This is a genomic window from Janthinobacterium paucivorans, from assembly GCF_051380805.1.
Taxonomy (GTDB): domain Bacteria; phylum Pseudomonadota; class Gammaproteobacteria; order Burkholderiales; family Burkholderiaceae_D; genus Janthinobacterium; species Janthinobacterium lividum_D.
In genome coordinates this window covers 235,785-250,837 of record NZ_JBNYXR010000002.1, presented here as the reverse complement: position 1 = coordinate 250,837, position 15,053 = coordinate 235,785, and the positions used below count along the sequence as shown (strand labels likewise).

At 62.6% G+C, this 15,053-nt stretch carries 9 protein-coding genes; 6 read left to right on the top strand and 3 right to left on the bottom strand.

The features are described 5' to 3' along the window. Nucleotides 1-13 precede the first annotated feature (13 nt). Nucleotides 14-2,293 carry a penicillin-binding protein 1A gene (locus tag ACQ4V8_RS04145; protein ID WP_436570954.1) on the top strand — a complete coding sequence of 760 codons (2,280 nt, stop codon included), beginning with the start codon at nucleotides 14-16 and terminating at the stop codon, nucleotides 2,291-2,293. Nucleotides 2,294-2,408: 115 nt separating this feature from the next. Here ACQ4V8_RS04145 and ACQ4V8_RS04140 read toward each other — a convergent pair whose 3' ends face one another. Then, nucleotides 2,409-3,062, bottom strand: a complete 654-nt coding sequence (locus ACQ4V8_RS04140; RefSeq protein WP_050855929.1) for a TetR/AcrR family transcriptional regulator — start codon at nucleotides 3,060-3,062, stop codon at nucleotides 2,409-2,411. Between the two features lie 388 nt (nucleotides 3,063-3,450). Here ACQ4V8_RS04140 and ACQ4V8_RS04135 point away from each other — a divergent pair, with 388 nt between their 5' ends. After that, entirely contained in the window at nucleotides 3,451-4,365 is a 915-nt protein-coding gene (locus tag ACQ4V8_RS04135; RefSeq protein WP_010398975.1) for a lipase family alpha/beta hydrolase, read from the top strand. A gap of 10 nt (nucleotides 4,366-4,375) precedes the next feature. After that, a complete protein-coding gene (locus ACQ4V8_RS04130; protein ID WP_010398977.1) occupies nucleotides 4,376-5,308 on the top strand; it encodes a lipase secretion chaperone in 933 nt (310 codons plus the stop codon). Between the two features lie 94 nt (nucleotides 5,309-5,402). Here the strand turns inward: ACQ4V8_RS04130 and ACQ4V8_RS04125 are convergent, their stop codons facing one another. Continuing rightward, the gene (locus ACQ4V8_RS04125; RefSeq protein ID WP_070347118.1) at nucleotides 5,403-7,154 is read right to left on the bottom strand and encodes a methyl-accepting chemotaxis protein; all 1,752 of its coding nucleotides are present in this window, start codon (nucleotides 7,152-7,154) and stop codon (nucleotides 5,403-5,405) included. A 340-nt stretch (nucleotides 7,155-7,494) separates the two neighbouring features. Between ACQ4V8_RS04125 and ACQ4V8_RS04120 the strand changes: the two genes are divergently transcribed. The 3 genes from ACQ4V8_RS04120 (at nucleotide 7,495) to serB (ending at nucleotide 13,006) form a co-directional block, all read left to right on the top strand. Then, a complete protein-coding gene (locus tag ACQ4V8_RS04120) occupies nucleotides 7,495-8,430 on the top strand; it encodes a 5'-nucleotidase (RefSeq protein WP_070347119.1) in 936 nt (311 codons plus the stop codon). Nucleotides 8,431-8,663: 233 nt separating this feature from the next. Beyond that, entirely contained in the window at nucleotides 8,664-12,107 is a 3,444-nt protein-coding gene (gene mfd, locus ACQ4V8_RS04115) for a transcription-repair coupling factor (RefSeq protein WP_010398983.1), read from the top strand. A 56-nt stretch (nucleotides 12,108-12,163) separates the two neighbouring features. Then, nucleotides 12,164-13,006, top strand: coding sequence for a phosphoserine phosphatase SerB (gene serB / locus ACQ4V8_RS04110; protein WP_010398985.1), 843 nt, complete (start codon nucleotides 12,164-12,166; stop codon nucleotides 13,004-13,006). Between the two features lie 41 nt (nucleotides 13,007-13,047). On the opposite strand, the gene ACQ4V8_RS04105 is transcribed toward serB, so the two are convergent. Continuing rightward, complete coding sequence (locus ACQ4V8_RS04105; RefSeq protein ID WP_436570953.1) at nucleotides 13,048-14,943, bottom strand: serine hydrolase domain-containing protein; 1,896 nt, start codon at nucleotides 14,941-14,943, stop codon at nucleotides 13,048-13,050. Nucleotides 14,944-15,053: the final 110 nt, after the last annotated feature.

Here is a 15,053-nt window from a genome sequence, read left to right as displayed (position 1 = left end):
CCGCCGCGCTGCCATGCGCGCTATCATCCTCGCCGGCTGCACCGCGCTGGCAGCGGCCATACTGCTGGCTACCTATCTGTTCCTGTACGTGCGCCCGCGCCTGCCCGAGTTAGGCGTCATCACCGACTACCAGCCGAAGATACCGCTGCGCGTGTACACGGCTGACAATGTGCTGATCGGCGAATTTGGCGAAGAGCACCGCGACTTCGTGCCGATAGCGCAAGTGCCGGAAATGATGAAAAGAGCCCTGCTCGCCATTGAAGACGGCCGCTTTTATGAGCACCACGGCATCGACTTCGTGCGCGTCGGCGGCGCCGTGCTGTCGAACCTGCGCCACGGCTTTGGCCACGGCGGCGGCTCCACCATCACCATGCAGGTGGCGCGCAACTTCTTCCTGACGCGCGAAAAAGTCGCTTCGCGCAAGCTCAATGAAATCATGCTGGCCCTGAAGATCGAAGCGGCCCTGTCGAAAGAGCAAATCCTCGAGTTGTACATGAACCAGATGTACCTGGGCCAGCGCTCGTTTGGCTTCGGCAGCGCGGCCCAGACCTACTTCGGCCAGCCTTTGTCGGAACTGTCGATCGCCGAAATGGCCATGCTGGCCGGTTTGCCGCAAAATCCCTCGCGCCATAACCCGATCAGCAACCCAAAGAAGGCGCACGCGCGCCAGAAACTGGTGCTCAAACGCATGCGCGAACTCGATTACATCAGCGAAGGCCAGTACCAGCAGGCGCTGGCGCAACCGCTGCGTTTCAATACGCGCGGCAAGCAGGGTTTTGAGACGCACGCCGAATACGTGGCCGAACTGGCGCGCCAGGCCGTGTACGCCCAATTCAAGGAAGACAGTTATAGCAAGGGCATCAGCGTCTACACGACGATTTTGAAAGCGGACCAGGATGCGGCCTACGCCTCGACGCGCCGCAACGTCATCGCCTACGACCAGCGCCACGGCTACCGCGGCCCGGAAACCTTCATCGACATGCCGGCTGAGCCCGAGCAGCGCGACGACGCTATCGATGCTGCACTACAAAAACGCCCGGACAGCGACGGCTTGATCGCCGCCGTCGTCACGCAAGTAACGGGCGGTATGGTGCTGGCCGACACCGGTGACGGCGACGCCAAGGCCATCACCGGTGAGGGCTTGCGCTTTGCCGCATCGGCACTCTCAAGCAAGGCGAGCGCCGGCATCAAGCTGCGCCCGGGCGCCGTGATCCGCATCACCAGGGATGGCAAGGGCAACTGGGCCATCACGCAAGTGCCGCTGGTGGCCGCCGCCTTCGTCTCGCTCGATGCGCAAACGGGCGCCTACCATGCGATGGTGGGCGGCTTCGACTATCAGCTGCAAAAGTTCAACCACGTCACGCAGGCCTGGCGCCAGCCCGGTTCGGCCATGAAGCCTTTCGTGTACTCGGCGGCGCTGGAAAAAGGCTATTCGCCGGCTACCCTGATCAACGATGTGCCCCTGGAAATGCAGGCGGGCGGCAAGGTGTGGGCGCCGCAGAATGACGACTTCAAATTCGATGGCCCCATCACCATGCGCTATGCGCTGGCGCAGTCGAAGAACGTCGCCTCGGTACGTATTCTGCGCGCGCTGGGCGTGTCGTATACGCACGACTTCCTGGAAAAATTCGGTTTCGATCCAAAACGCCAACCCAACAACCTGACCATGGCGTTGGGTACCGGTTCCGTCACGCCCGTGCAAATGGCGGGCGCCTACGCCCTGTTCGCCAATGGCGGCCACCAGGTGGAGCCCTACCTGATCGAGCGCATCGTCGACGCCAAAGGCAGCGTACTGATGCAAACGAAGCCACCGGTCGCGAACGACGACAAGACCCTGGCGCTGGACCCGCGCAATGCCTTCATGATGGACAGCATGCTGCGCGAAGTGACGCGCACCGGCACGGGTGCGGCGGCGACGAAAAAACTGGGTCGCAGCGACATCGCCGGCAAGACAGGCACCACCAGCGATGCCGTCGACGGCTGGTTTGCCGGCTACGGCGGTGGCATCGTGGCGGTGGCGTGGATGGGTTATGACGAGCCCAAATCGCTGGGCGGACGCGAATTTGGCGCCACCCTGGCCATGCCGATCTGGATCGACTACATGCGCATCGCGCTGTCGACGCGTCCGCAAGTGACGCGCGCCGTGCCGGCGGGCCTGAGCCAGGTCGATGGCGAATGGCTGTATGACGAGTTCATCGACATGAATGGCGTCAAGACGCTCGACATGGAGGTGGAAACGCCGACCGATCCGGCGGCAGTGCCGGAGACGCTACCCATCGAAACCACGAACTGACGCAGGTATCTTGTCGGATTACGCTTCGCTAATCCGACCTACCTATTACTGCATCAATCACCAATCGTAGGTCGGGTTAGCCGGGACGGCGTAACCCGACAAGTGCCGCCGAGGTTTACACAGCGGTCATGCTCAAATACCCGCGCACCGTGCTGACGACGCTATCGGCGAAATCGTCTACATTCACCTTCGCGGCGCGGTACTTCCAGCGCTTCACGTACCAGTCCTGGAACAGGGCCAGGCAGTGCGCGGCCAGCAAGGCCGGATCGCCGTGCGGCTTCGGCTCGATTTGCCCGATGGTGGCGGCGATCAAGGTCTGCACATACAGCTCCGAATTCTTCGCCATGCTGCGCTGCTGCGCCTGCAGCACGCGCGAATCCATGAAGACAAAATAAAACCACGGCTGCAGCACTTCGGACAGGTAAATCGACGAGCGTATCATCGCCTCCAGGCGATCCAGCGGCGACTTCACGTCGGCGAACAGCTGCGGCAGGGCTTGCGTGGCGTGGCGCACCACGTCCTCGATCATTTCGGCCAGTTGGTCCTTGCTGGCGATGTAGCCATACAGGCCGCCCATCGACAGCCCGGTCTCGCGGCACAGGTCGCGCAAGCTCATGGCGCGAAAGCCGACGTCATTGGCCAGGCGGAAGGTGGCGACGAAGATGCGTTCGAGATTTTCCAGCGCCGGCTTGCGGCGCTTGACGCCGATGCGGTCAGCGTGACGGTCAAGAATATATTCCCAGATATTTTCGCCGTTTAAAGGCGTCATCTGCTGAAACTGTTCAAAATTAAAATGGGTCGACAAGTGCATTCCCAAATAACGGTGTAGAAGCGAGGTCTAAGCAATGCCAGCATTGGGCACTGCAAGACGGCGGGACGGCTGATGCCGCGCCGATTATAGCCCAGGAAAACCACTGTGACATTGCAACTATGCAATGGGCGCACAGACGATGCCAAATACCGACAGTTATTGCGCTGCATCATGCAATTGTCTGCAATCTAAATCGAGCAATGCTACAGTCATAAAACCGAGCGCTCGCTAGATTTTATCCATCAATAGAATGTGCAGGGGCGCACGGCGCATCGCTACAGCATCGACATTTCCACACTTAATCGACCATGCATTGCGTCGATCACTGACACATTACGGAGACAAAATGAAGACTCGCTTCTGGCAACTGTTATTCACCCTGCTGCTCACCATCGCCGTCCTGCCTGGCACCGCCAGCGCCACCGGCTACACACAGACGAAGTACCCGATCGTGCTGGTGCACGGCCTGTTCGGCTTCGACAAGCTCGGCCCCGTCGAGTATTTCTATGGCGTGCCGGCCGCCCTGCGCAGCGGCGGCGCGCAAGTGTATGTGAGCACGGTTTCGGCGGCCAACAGCACGGAAGTGCGCGGCGAACAATTGCTGTCGCAGGTGCAGCAAATCCTCGCCGTCACGGGAGCGGCCAAAGTCAACTTGATCGGCCACAGCCACGGCGGCCCCACGGCCCGCTATGTCGCTTCCGTGCGGCCCGACCTAGTGGCCTCCGTCACCAGCGTGGCCGGCGTCAACAAGGGTTCCAAGGTGGCCGATATCCTCAGCGGTGCCATTCCCAACACCAGTGGCGCGCTGGGCAATGCGCTCGCCTCGCTCATCGGCATTTTGTCGGGCAACAAGGGACTGCCGCAAAACGCCAGTGCCTCGCTGGCGTCGCTGTCCACGGCCGGCGCGCTGGCCTTCAATAAACGTCACCCGCAAGGTATCCCCACCACCGCCTGCGGTGAAGGCGCCTACCAGGTGCAAGGTGTGTACTACTTTTCGTGGAGCGGCGCGCAACCGTATACGAATCTGCTCGACGTCGGCGACCCGGCCCTGGCGGCCGTCAGCCTGGCTTTCGGCGACGTCAAGAACGATGGCTTGGTCAGCAGCTGTTCGAGCCACCTGGGCCAGGTGATACGCGACGACTACGCCATGAACCACCTCGATGAAGTCAACCAGTTCGTCGGCATCGTCAATCTGTTTGAAACCAACCCCGTCACCGTCTATCGCCAGCAAGCGAACCGCCTGCAAGGCCTGGGACTATAAGGAGAAGCGCATGCACGCGAAATGGATTGTCGGCGCTAGCTGGGCAGCCCTGGCGCTGCTCGTGGGCTTGTACCTGGCGCTGCGCCCGGGCGAGCCACCCGACGCGCAGCAAGAAAAACCGGAACCGGACCTGTTCGCGTTCGTGCGCTCGATGCAAGGCACGCGGCCAGACGGCAACGTGACGGTGGCCGCAGGCGACAAGCTGGTGCTCGATGCGGAGCTGGGCCACTTGTTCGACTACTACCTGGCGGGCCTGGGCGAAAAGCCGCTGGCAGCCATCCGCAGCCAGATCGAGGCAGATCTCGATAAACGCCTGGCGCCGGTCCCCGCCCGCGAAGCCAGGCGCCTGCTGGACGCCTGGCTGGCCTACAAGCAGGCGCTCGCTGGCGCGCAACAAGCCTTGCCCGCGCAAGCAGATCCCGCTCGGGCGGCGCGCGCGCGCCTGCAAGCGCTACGCGCGCTGCGCAGCAATTACTTTACGCCCGAGGAAAGCGCGGGCCTGTTCGGCGCCAGCGACGCCTACGATGACGATGCCGTAATGCGCATGGCCATCCTGGGCGACGCCACGCTCGATGCAGCGCAGCGCCAGGCGCAACTGGCGGCGCTGGACCGGCACCTGTCGCCGGCCCAGCGCGCCGCGCGCGATGCACCACTGCAGGTGGCCCAGCTCGATGCGGCCGTGAAGACGCTGCGCGCCCAGGGCGGCGGCGAGAATGAAGTCTACCGCCTGCGCGCCAGCACGTTTACGCCAGCGGCGGCAGCGCGCCTGGCGGAGCTGGACCGCGAGCAATCGCAGTGGCAACAGCGCATCATAGCCTATCAAACGCACAAGGCGCAGCAGGCAACCCTGCCCGACGGCGCGCAGGATGGGGCAGCGCTGCAGCAACTGCGCGACGCCAGTTTTACACCGGAAGAACAGCGCCGGCTGGGCGCCTACGAATAGCGGCCAAGCCAGCCGGATTAACAACGCGTACAAAGTGTGCAAGGCGGCGTGCAAAGGCAGCCGCGCGCAAGTGCAGGCTGACGCCATCGAGCTGTCAGAACACTTCCCACTCCGGCTCGCGCGACGCGCTTTGGTGCGAGGACGCGACAGCATTGAGGGCCGGCCGGCCCGCAGTTCGATGCGCTGCCGGACGCACAAGCGCACTGTTGGCCAGCGCGGCGCGCGGCGCGGCCGCCTTCGCACGCACGACAGGCGCTTGCATGCCATCGAGCTTGAAGACGCTGACCACCTCGGCCAGATGGCCCGATTGCTCGTGCAGCGATTCGGCTGCGGCGGCCGCCTCTTCCACCAGCGCCGCGTTTTGCTGGGTCACCTGGTCCATTTGGCCGATGGCCTGGTTGATCTGGTCGATGCCCATGCTTTGCTCCTGCGTCGCCAGGCTGATCTCGGCCATGATGTCCGTCACGCGCTGCACGCTGGAGACGACTTCAGCCATCGTGCCGCCCGCCTCGGCAACGAGCTTGCTACCCGCATCGACCGCCACCACGGAGTCACCGATGAGGGTCTTGATTTCCTTGGCCGCCGCCGCCGAGCGGTGCGCCAGGTTGCGCACCTCGGTCGCTACCACGGCGAAACCGCGTCCTTGCTCACCCGCACGCGCCGCTTCCACGGCGGCATTCAGAGCCAGGATGTTGGTCTGGAAGGCGATGCCGTCGATAACGGAAATGATGTCGACGATCTTGCGCGAGGAATCGTTGATGCTATCCATAGTCTCGACTACCTTGCGCACCACGGCGCCGCCTTTTACGGCCACGCCCGAGGCGCTCAGCGCCAACTGGTTGGCCTGCTGGGCATTGTCGGCATTTTGCCGCACGGTGGACGTCAGCTCTTCCATCGACGACGCCGTCTCTTCCAGCGAGCTGGCTTGTTCTTCCGTGCGCGAGGACAGGTCCAGGTTGCCGCTGGCAATTTGCGACGAGGCCGCAGCCATCGTCTCGGTACCGCTGCGCACCTGGCCGACGATATTGACCAAGCTGGAATTCATGTCTTTCAGCGCCTGCAGCAGCTGGCCCGTTTCTTCCGTCGTGAGCACCTCGATATGGCTCGTCAGGTCGCCCGAAGCCACCGTTTGCGCCACTTTCACGGCCAAATTGATCGGCTGCGTGATGGCGCGCGTAATGTAGGCGGCGCAGACCATGCCCAGTGCCGAGGCCAGCAAACCCATCATCAGCATCAGGCTTTCCGAGCGCTGCACAGCCGCGCTGCCATCCTTGACGCTCGTGTCGGCCACGTCGTTATTGAGCTTGATGATTTCATCAAGCGTCGCTTCAGCCTTGTCGAATCGGCTGCGCGAATCCAGATAATGCTTGTAGAACGCCACGAACAGGGTCTTTTGCTGCTGCTCGTCGCGGTTGTCGGCCAGCTGGCGCAAGGTGGCGCGCACCTTGTCGTCATCGCCCTTCCAGGCAGCCCACTCATCGAGGAAGCGCTTCCACAACACGGCTTCCTCGGGCGTTTGCGGCAACGGCTCGTACAACTTGCGGCCCGCCTCGATATTGCTCCAGGCCTTGCTGCGCAGCTGCAGCGCTTGCGCGAACTTGTCTTGTGCTTGGTAATTACTTTCATATATCGCGGCCGTCAAGGTGGCAGCGGCGACGGCCGTCTGGCCCTCGCTCATCATCATCAAGCCCTGGATCGACGGCAGGCGCACTACGCCGATTTCATTGACGGCGTTGCCCACGGTGCCGATGCCCGCGTAACCGCAACTGCCCACCACCAGCAAGGCTGTCATCATCACGGCGACAAGGGTCGCCAGTTTCCATTTGATCAGTAAATTCTTAAACATGGCTAAGTCCTTTATAAAGTCACGACGGCTGCTGGCAAGGTTCGGGCTGGCATATGCGAGTTAAACGGCTGACATTTGTATAAAGGTGGCGGGGATGGGGCGTACGCTTCGTTACAATTGGAGAGATTTTCTAAGCACAAGCATAAAGGAAAAAGGAAGTTACTGACAGGTACCTACTTGATGCAAGACAAGATTTATTTCTTTACTGTAGTGCGTGTTGCAGGGCGGGCAAAAAAATGACTTGAAACTAGCTTTTGGCAAAAAAAAACGCCATGCGCCAGTACTGGCTACGCAGTTAATAGTCGTATAAGATGGTCAACACGCACACCACAGGAACAGCATGGCCTATCCTATCGAACAAAAACTGGTAATCGGGGTCGCTTCCAGCGCCCTCTTCGACCTGGCCGAATCGCATCAGGTCTACCTCGACAACGGCCCCGAGGAGTACCGCAAGTACCAGCAAGCGCATATCGATACGGTCCTGCCGCGCGGCGTGGCCTTTCCCTTCATTCGCCGCTTCCTGAACATCAACAAACACTATCCACGCCAGTCGCCCGTGGAAGTGGTGCTGTTTTCGCGCAACTCGCCGGAAACGGGTCTGCGCGTGATGCACTCAATCGCCCACTACGGCCTGGATATTTCGCGCGCCGCCTTCATGACGGGCCAATCGCCCTACCCCTACCTGCCGGCCTTCAACGCCTCGCTCTTCCTCAGCGCAAATGAAGACGACGTGCGCAGCGCGCTGGCCTGCAACTATCCGGCGGGCCTGGTGCTGCCGTCGCGCACGCAAGACGACGAGAACGACGAAGAGCTGCGCGTGGCCTTCGACTTCGATGGCGTGATCGCCGATGACGAAGCGGAAACCGTGTTCAAGCGCAACAACGACGTCGATGAATTCCACGCCCATGAAACCCTGAACGTAGGCACGCCGCACCGCCCCGGCCCGCTGGCCGACCTGTTCCAGAAGCTGGCCAGCATGCAGCGCCTGGAAGAGAAGGCGCAGCGGCGCGACCCCGGCTACAAGAAGATCCTGCGTATCGCCATCATTACGGCGCGCAGCGCGCCCTCGCACGAACGGGTCGTCACAACCCTGAAAAGCTGGGGCGTGGCGGCCGACGAAACGTTTTTCCTGGGCGGCATGGACAAGTCGCGCGTGCTGGCCGTGTTCAAGCCACATATCTTCTTCGACGATCAGCTGAGCCACCTGAAATCGGCGGGCGGCACCATCCCGATGGTGCATGTGCCCTTCGGCATCGCCAATGTCCGCGCAGGCTGACACCTGCTGCGCATCGTCATGTACGCCCTGCGATGCTCGGCGTACTATGCTCGGCGTACTACAAGTACGGTTGCGCTTACTGGCCACAAGTTACTGCCGCGAGCGACGGCTGTCTCAAGCGCGCAGATAAGGGCGATAGTCTATAATCTCGTCTGTCAGCGCCGTCACTGGCGGCGCTGCCCGCACCACAGCTATTCCACTCAACTGCCTCTGCCACTAGTGTCATCGCCTGCATGTCCTTAGACTTAAAAAAAGCTCTCCCCAAGCCCGGCAACCGCTACGCGCTGCCCGCCCTGTATGGTTCATCCGATGCCTATGCCCTGGCGCTGGCCGCACTGGAATTGAAAGCGCGCGGCCAGATGCTGGCCGTGGTGGTGGCGCAGGCGAGCGACGGCCAGCGCCTGCTCGATGAAATCCCTTGGTTTGGCGGCGCGGAACTACGCTGCCATTTGCTGCCGGACTGGGAAACCCTGCCCTACGACGCCTTTTCGCCGCACCAGGACCTGGTCTCCGAGCGCCTCGCCACGCTGCACCAAATCCAGACGCGCCAGTGCGACGTGCTGATCGTGCCGGCCACCACGGCGCTGGTGCGCCTGGCGCCGCCCTCCTTTTTGGCGGCCTACACCTTCTTTTTCAAGAAGGGCGAAAAGCTCGACGAAGCGCGCTTGAAGTCGCAACTGACGCTGGCCGGCTACAGCCATGTCTCGCAAGTGATGTCACCGGGTGAATACTCGGTACGCGGCGGCCTGCTCGACCTGTTCCCCATGGGATCAAGCCTGCCTTACCGGCTCGACCTGTTCGGCGACACCATCGAAACGATCCGCACGTTTGACGCCGACACCCAGCGCTCGCTATACCCGGTGCACGAAGTGCGGCTGCTGCCGGGCCGCGAATTTCCCATGGATGAAGCGGCGCGCACCACCTTCCGCAATCGCTGGCGCGAACAGTTCGAGGGCGACCCGTCGCGCTCGGTCGTCTACAAGGACATCAGCAGCGGCATCGCCTCGGCCGGCATCGAATACTATTTGCCCCTGTTCTTCGAGCAAACGGCTACCCTGTTCGACTACCTGCCGCCCGACGCTTCACTGGCCCTGGTGGGCGAAATCGATGCAGCCATCGGGCGCTTCTGGACCGATACCGAGTCGCGCTACCGCTTTTTGAAGGCGGACCGCGAGCGGCCGATCCTGCCACCCGAATCGATCTTCTTGTCCGACGAGCAGTTCTTCGGCCTGGCCAAGCCGTATCCGCGCCTGGCGATTGCGAAATCGAACGATGCGCTGGCCTCCGAACTGTCGGCGCCCGTGCCGAATATCGCCGTCAACCGCCGCGCCGACGACCCGCTGGCCAACCTGCGCAGCTATGTGCTGCAATCAGGGCGCCGCGTGATGATCTGCGCCGAATCGAACGGCCGCCGTGAAACATTGCAACAGTACTTCACCGAATACGATCTGCAGCTGACGCCGGTGGAAGGCTGCGACGGCTTCTTGCAATCCGACGCCAAGCTGATGCTGGGCGTGGCGCCGCTGCACGCCGGTTTCGAGCTGTTCACGCCGGACAGCAAGCTCGCTTTCATCACCGAGACGGAACTGTACGCCGGCTCCGGGCGCAGGGTTGGCAGCAAGAAGCAGGAGGGCGTGACGCAGGTCGAATCGATGGTGCGCGACCTGTCGGAGCTGAAAATCGGCGACCCCGTGGTGCACATCAACCACGGCATCGGGCGCTACATGGGCCTGACCAGCATGGACCTGGGCGAAGGCGAAACGGAATTTCTGCACCTTGAATACGCCAAGGACACCAAGCTGTACGTGCCCGTGTCGCAGTTACATGTGATCTCCCGCTATTCTGGCGCTTCGCCGGAAGACGCGCCGCTGCACTCGCTCGGCTCGGGACAGTGGGAAAAAGCCAAGAAGCGCGCGGCGGAACAGGTGCGCGACACGGCCGCCGAGCTACTCAACCTGTATGCGCGCCGCGCCCTGCGCCAGGGCCACTCCTTCGAATTTTCGGCGCATGATTACCAGCGCTTCGCCGACAGCTTCGGCTTCGACGAGACGCCGGACCAGGCCGAGGCCATCCGCAACGTCATCAAGGACATGACTTCGGGCAAACCGATGGACCGCCTGGTGTGCGGTGACGTCGGCTTCGGCAAGACCGAAGTGGCGCTGCGCGCCGCCTTCATCGCCGTCATGGGCGGCAAGCAGGTTGCCATCCTGGCGCCCACCACCCTGCTGGCGGAACAGCATGCGCAAACCTTTGCCGACCGTTTCGCCGACTGGCCCGTACGCATCGCGGAATTGTCGCGTTTCCGTAGCGGCAAGGAGATCACGCAGGCGTTCAAGGGCATGGCCGACGGCACCATCGACATCGTCATCGGCACGCATAAACTGCTGTCCGATGACGTGAAATTCACGCGCTTGGGCCTGGTCATCATCGACGAGGAACACCGGTTTGGCGTGCGCCAGAAGGAAGCCTTGAAAGCCTTGCGCGCGGAGGTGGACGTGCTGACCCTGACGGCCACGCCGATTCCGCGCACGCTGGGCATGGCGCTGGAAGGCTTGCGCGACTTTTCCATCATCGCCACGGCACCGCAAAAGCGCCTGGCCATCAAGACCTTCGTGCGCAGCGAGGGCGAAGCCATCATCCGCGAAGCATGCTTGCGCGAACTCAAACGCGGTGGCCAGATCTACTTCCTGCACAACGAGGTGGACACTATCCAGAACCGCATGGCCATGCTGACGGAACTGCTGCCCGAGGCGCGTATCGCCGTGGCCCACGGCCAGATGCACGAGCGCGACCTGGAAAAGGTCATGCGCGACTTCGTCGCCCAGCGTTTCAATATTTTGCTGTGCACGACGATCATTGAAACGGGCATCGACGTGCCAACGGCGAACACCATCATCATGCACCGCGCCGACAAATTCGGCCTGGCGCAGCTGCACCAGCTGCGCGGCCGGGTCGGACGCTCGCACCACCAGGCGTACGCCTACCTGCTGGTGCACGACGTGCAGGGTCTCACAAAACTGGCGCAGCGCCGCCTGGACGCGATTCAGCAGATGGAAGAACTGGGCAGCGGCTTTTACCTGGCCATGCACGACCTGGAAATTCGCGGTGCCGGCGAAGTACTGGGCGAGAGCCAGTCGGGCGAGATGACGGAAATCGGCTTCCAGATGTATTCGGACATGCTTCACGAAGCCGTGCGCTCGCTGAAAGCGGGCAAGGAGCCGGACCTGGCCGCGCCATTGGCCTCGACGACGGAAATCAACCTGCACGTGCCGGCCCTGCTGCCGGCCGACTTCTGCGGCGACGTGCACGAGCGCCTGTCGATCTACAAGCGCCTGGCCAACTGCGCCACGCAGGAAAAAATCGACGATATCCAGGAAGAACTGATCGACCGCTTCGGCAAGCTGCCCGACGCCGTGAAAGCGCTGATCGAGACGCACCGCCTGCGCATCGGCGCGAAAACCGTGGGCATCGTCAAGATTGACGTACATGGCGAGGCGGCCACCCTGCAATTCATGGCCAAGCCGCCGATCGACCCGATGCGCATTATCGATTTGATCCAGAAGAACCGCCATATCAAGCTGCATGGCCAGGACAAGCTGAAAATCACGGCCACCATGCCCGACCTGGCCGCGCGCGTGACACAGATCAAGACCACCATCAAGCAATTGACGGTGTAGACTATTAGATAACCTTACGCGGGACTGCCCCCATGACCAATACCACTTCCATCACCATGAATCTGATCCTGCAAGACGCGGACGGCGACATGGCCAGGCTTGAGCGCATCGCCGCCCTGGCTGCGCCCGCGAGCATCACGCGAATCGGCCCGAACGCCGTGCACTGCGAGCAGATCGCCTATTCTCCCGCGCTGCGCCACACCATCGAAGTGGCGGCGCAGGCGGCGCAGCTGGACGCCACCTATATGATGGGCCAGCGCGAACTGAGTGAATTCAAGCTCGTGGCGATGGACATGGATTCGACCCTGATCACCATCGAGTGCATCGATGAAATCGCCGACATGCAGGGTTTGAAACCGCAGGTGGCGGCCATCACGGAGGCGGCGATGCGCGGCGAACTCGATTTTTCCGCCAGCCTGAAGCAGCGCGTGGCCTTGCTCGAAGGACTCGACGCGTCAGCCCTGCAGCGCGTCTACGACGAGCGCCTGAAGCTGTCGCCGGGTGCGCAAACCATGCTGGCAGCGGTACAGAAAGCCGGCCTGAAAACCCTGCTGGTCTCGGGCGGCTTTACCTTCTTTACGGAGCGCCTGAAGCAGCGCCTGGGGCTCGATTTCACGCACGCGAACGAACTGGAAATCGTCGATGGCAAGCTGACCGGCAAAGTCTTAGGCGGCATCGTCGACGCCGAAGAAAAACAGCGCACGGTAGAGCGCGTCTGCGCACAGTTGGGCATCACGCCAGCGCAAGCCATCGTCATGGGCGATGGCGCCAACGACTTGAAAATGATGGGCATCGCCGGCCTGTCGGTTGCCTTCCGCGCCAAGCCCGTGGTGCGTTCGCAGGCGGACGTGGCGCTGAACTTCGTGGGGCTCGATGGTATTTTGAATATCCTCAACTGATCTTGCCCGGGCATGGCTGCGCGGCCATGCCCGGGCCTACTCTATAGCTGCCACAAGCGCAGCGGCAGCAAGCCCCACCAAGCCAGCACCAGCAGCAGTTGCAGCGCCGCCAGCAAGGCCACCCAATCCCATTTCGCCCACGAGCCCGCCTCGGCCGCCGTGCCACGGCTGCGCCAGCAGCGCGCCAGGCCGAACGCGACGGCCAGCGGCAGCGTGCCCGTGAGCAGCGCCAGCAGCACGCTGGCGATGCTCACGTCGCCCAGGCTTAGGTAGGATTGGAAGTAAAACAACGGTGCGGGCAAGAGCAGCGCCAGCAGTGACAGCAGGGGCGCGAACAGATGGTCGCCCCGCCCCAGCCCGCGCAGCGCAGCGCGCCAGACGCCCACCACCAGCACATACAGCAAACCGAGCACGCCCAGCGCCAGGCTGCCCCACAACACCAGCAGGCGCAGCATCGACACCCGCTCATAGTTGCGCAAGCCGTCACTGAGGATATGCTTGCCATCGTCTTGCAGCAGCACATGCGATGGCATGCTGCGGTCGCTGGCGCGAAATAGCAAGCCGCCCACCGGCTCCAGCTCCTTAGGCTCGCCCTGGAACGGGATCAGAAATAGCGACTCGCCATCCCATTTCAGGCGCGTAAAGCCGAAGACGGCATCGACCCAGGCCAGGCTGGCCATGGGACTGGGTGACGGCACGTACACGCCCTGCCAGTTTTCCAGCGTGGGCGCGGGCGTGCCCTGCGGGGCAGGCGCGCGTAGCGGCAGCGCCAGGTCGCGCAGCAGCAGACGGTTGAAGCGTTCATAGTCGGCCTGTTCCACATCGGCATTGAAGGCCACGAAGAAGGCGCTGCCCTGCTCCGGATAGAAGCACAGCATGGCGCGGAAACCGACGGTCGTGCCAGGATGGCAGGCACCGACCACATTGTGACGGTCGCGCACGGCAAGCGCCAGGCCGTGGCCCGTTGCCAGGCCCGCCTGCACCGCATCCGTGCCGGCTGGTTCGGACAAGGCACCCATCAGCGCCAGGTCGATGAAGCGCTTGCCCTGCAGCTTGCCATCACCCATCAGAAATTGCGCCAGCTTGCCCATGTCGGCCGCTGTGGTGGTAAATTGCGCGGCCGGACGCAGGTACTGCGGCACTGCCGGCTGTGCCACACCATGCTCGAAGTGGCCCATGGCCAGGCGCGGGTCAAGCTGCGCACCTGCCGGTGTGCTCATTGGTGTGCTCATCTGGGTAACAAAGCCAAACGTACTGTCCGCCATCCCCAGCGGCTGCAGCAACTGGGCATCGAGGTAGCGCTCGTACGGCTGGCCCGTGACCTTCTCGATCAGCATGCCCAGCAAGCCATAGCCCATGTTGGAATACGCGTAACGGCTGCCGGGCCGGGCGCGCACGCGCAGCAGATTGCGCCCGCCCTCAAAAGCCTCGGCCAACGGCGTCTGCGGCGCCGGGTGCAGGCTGAACGCCTGCCAGAGACGCACATTATCCAGGCCTGACGTATGCGCCAGCAGGTGGCGGATGCGCACGGGATCGCTGGCCTGCCACGGATTTTTCAAGGCCAGTTCCGGCAGCACCTGCTGCAAGGGCGTGTCGAGCGTGAGCCGGTCTTCGCTGACCAGGCGCAAGACGCCCAGCGCCAGCGCCACCTTGCCCACGGAACCCACCTGCACGCGCGTGTCAGCCTGCATGGGTATAAGCCGGCTGACATCGCGCAAGCCCGATGCGCCGACTCTCACTGTTCCATCTGGCAAGACCTCACTCCAGACGGCGCCGGCCAAGCCCTCTTCCTTCAAGCCGGAAGCAAACTGCGCCTCCAGTGCAGGGTCGGCGGCGTGGGCCAGCGTGGCGCACAGCAACAAGGCCGGCAATGGAAAGCTACGCCGCAGCCAGCATCCGGCGCGCGCGGCCCAGGTGAGATATCGATCAGCTTTCAACAATGTATTCCACCTTTTTCCTTGTATTGCGCTGCTGCGCAACCTAGCTTGTCAGCATAAAAACTGGGCCAACAATCAGGCAGGCAGGAAGCTGCATGTCATAGGGCATG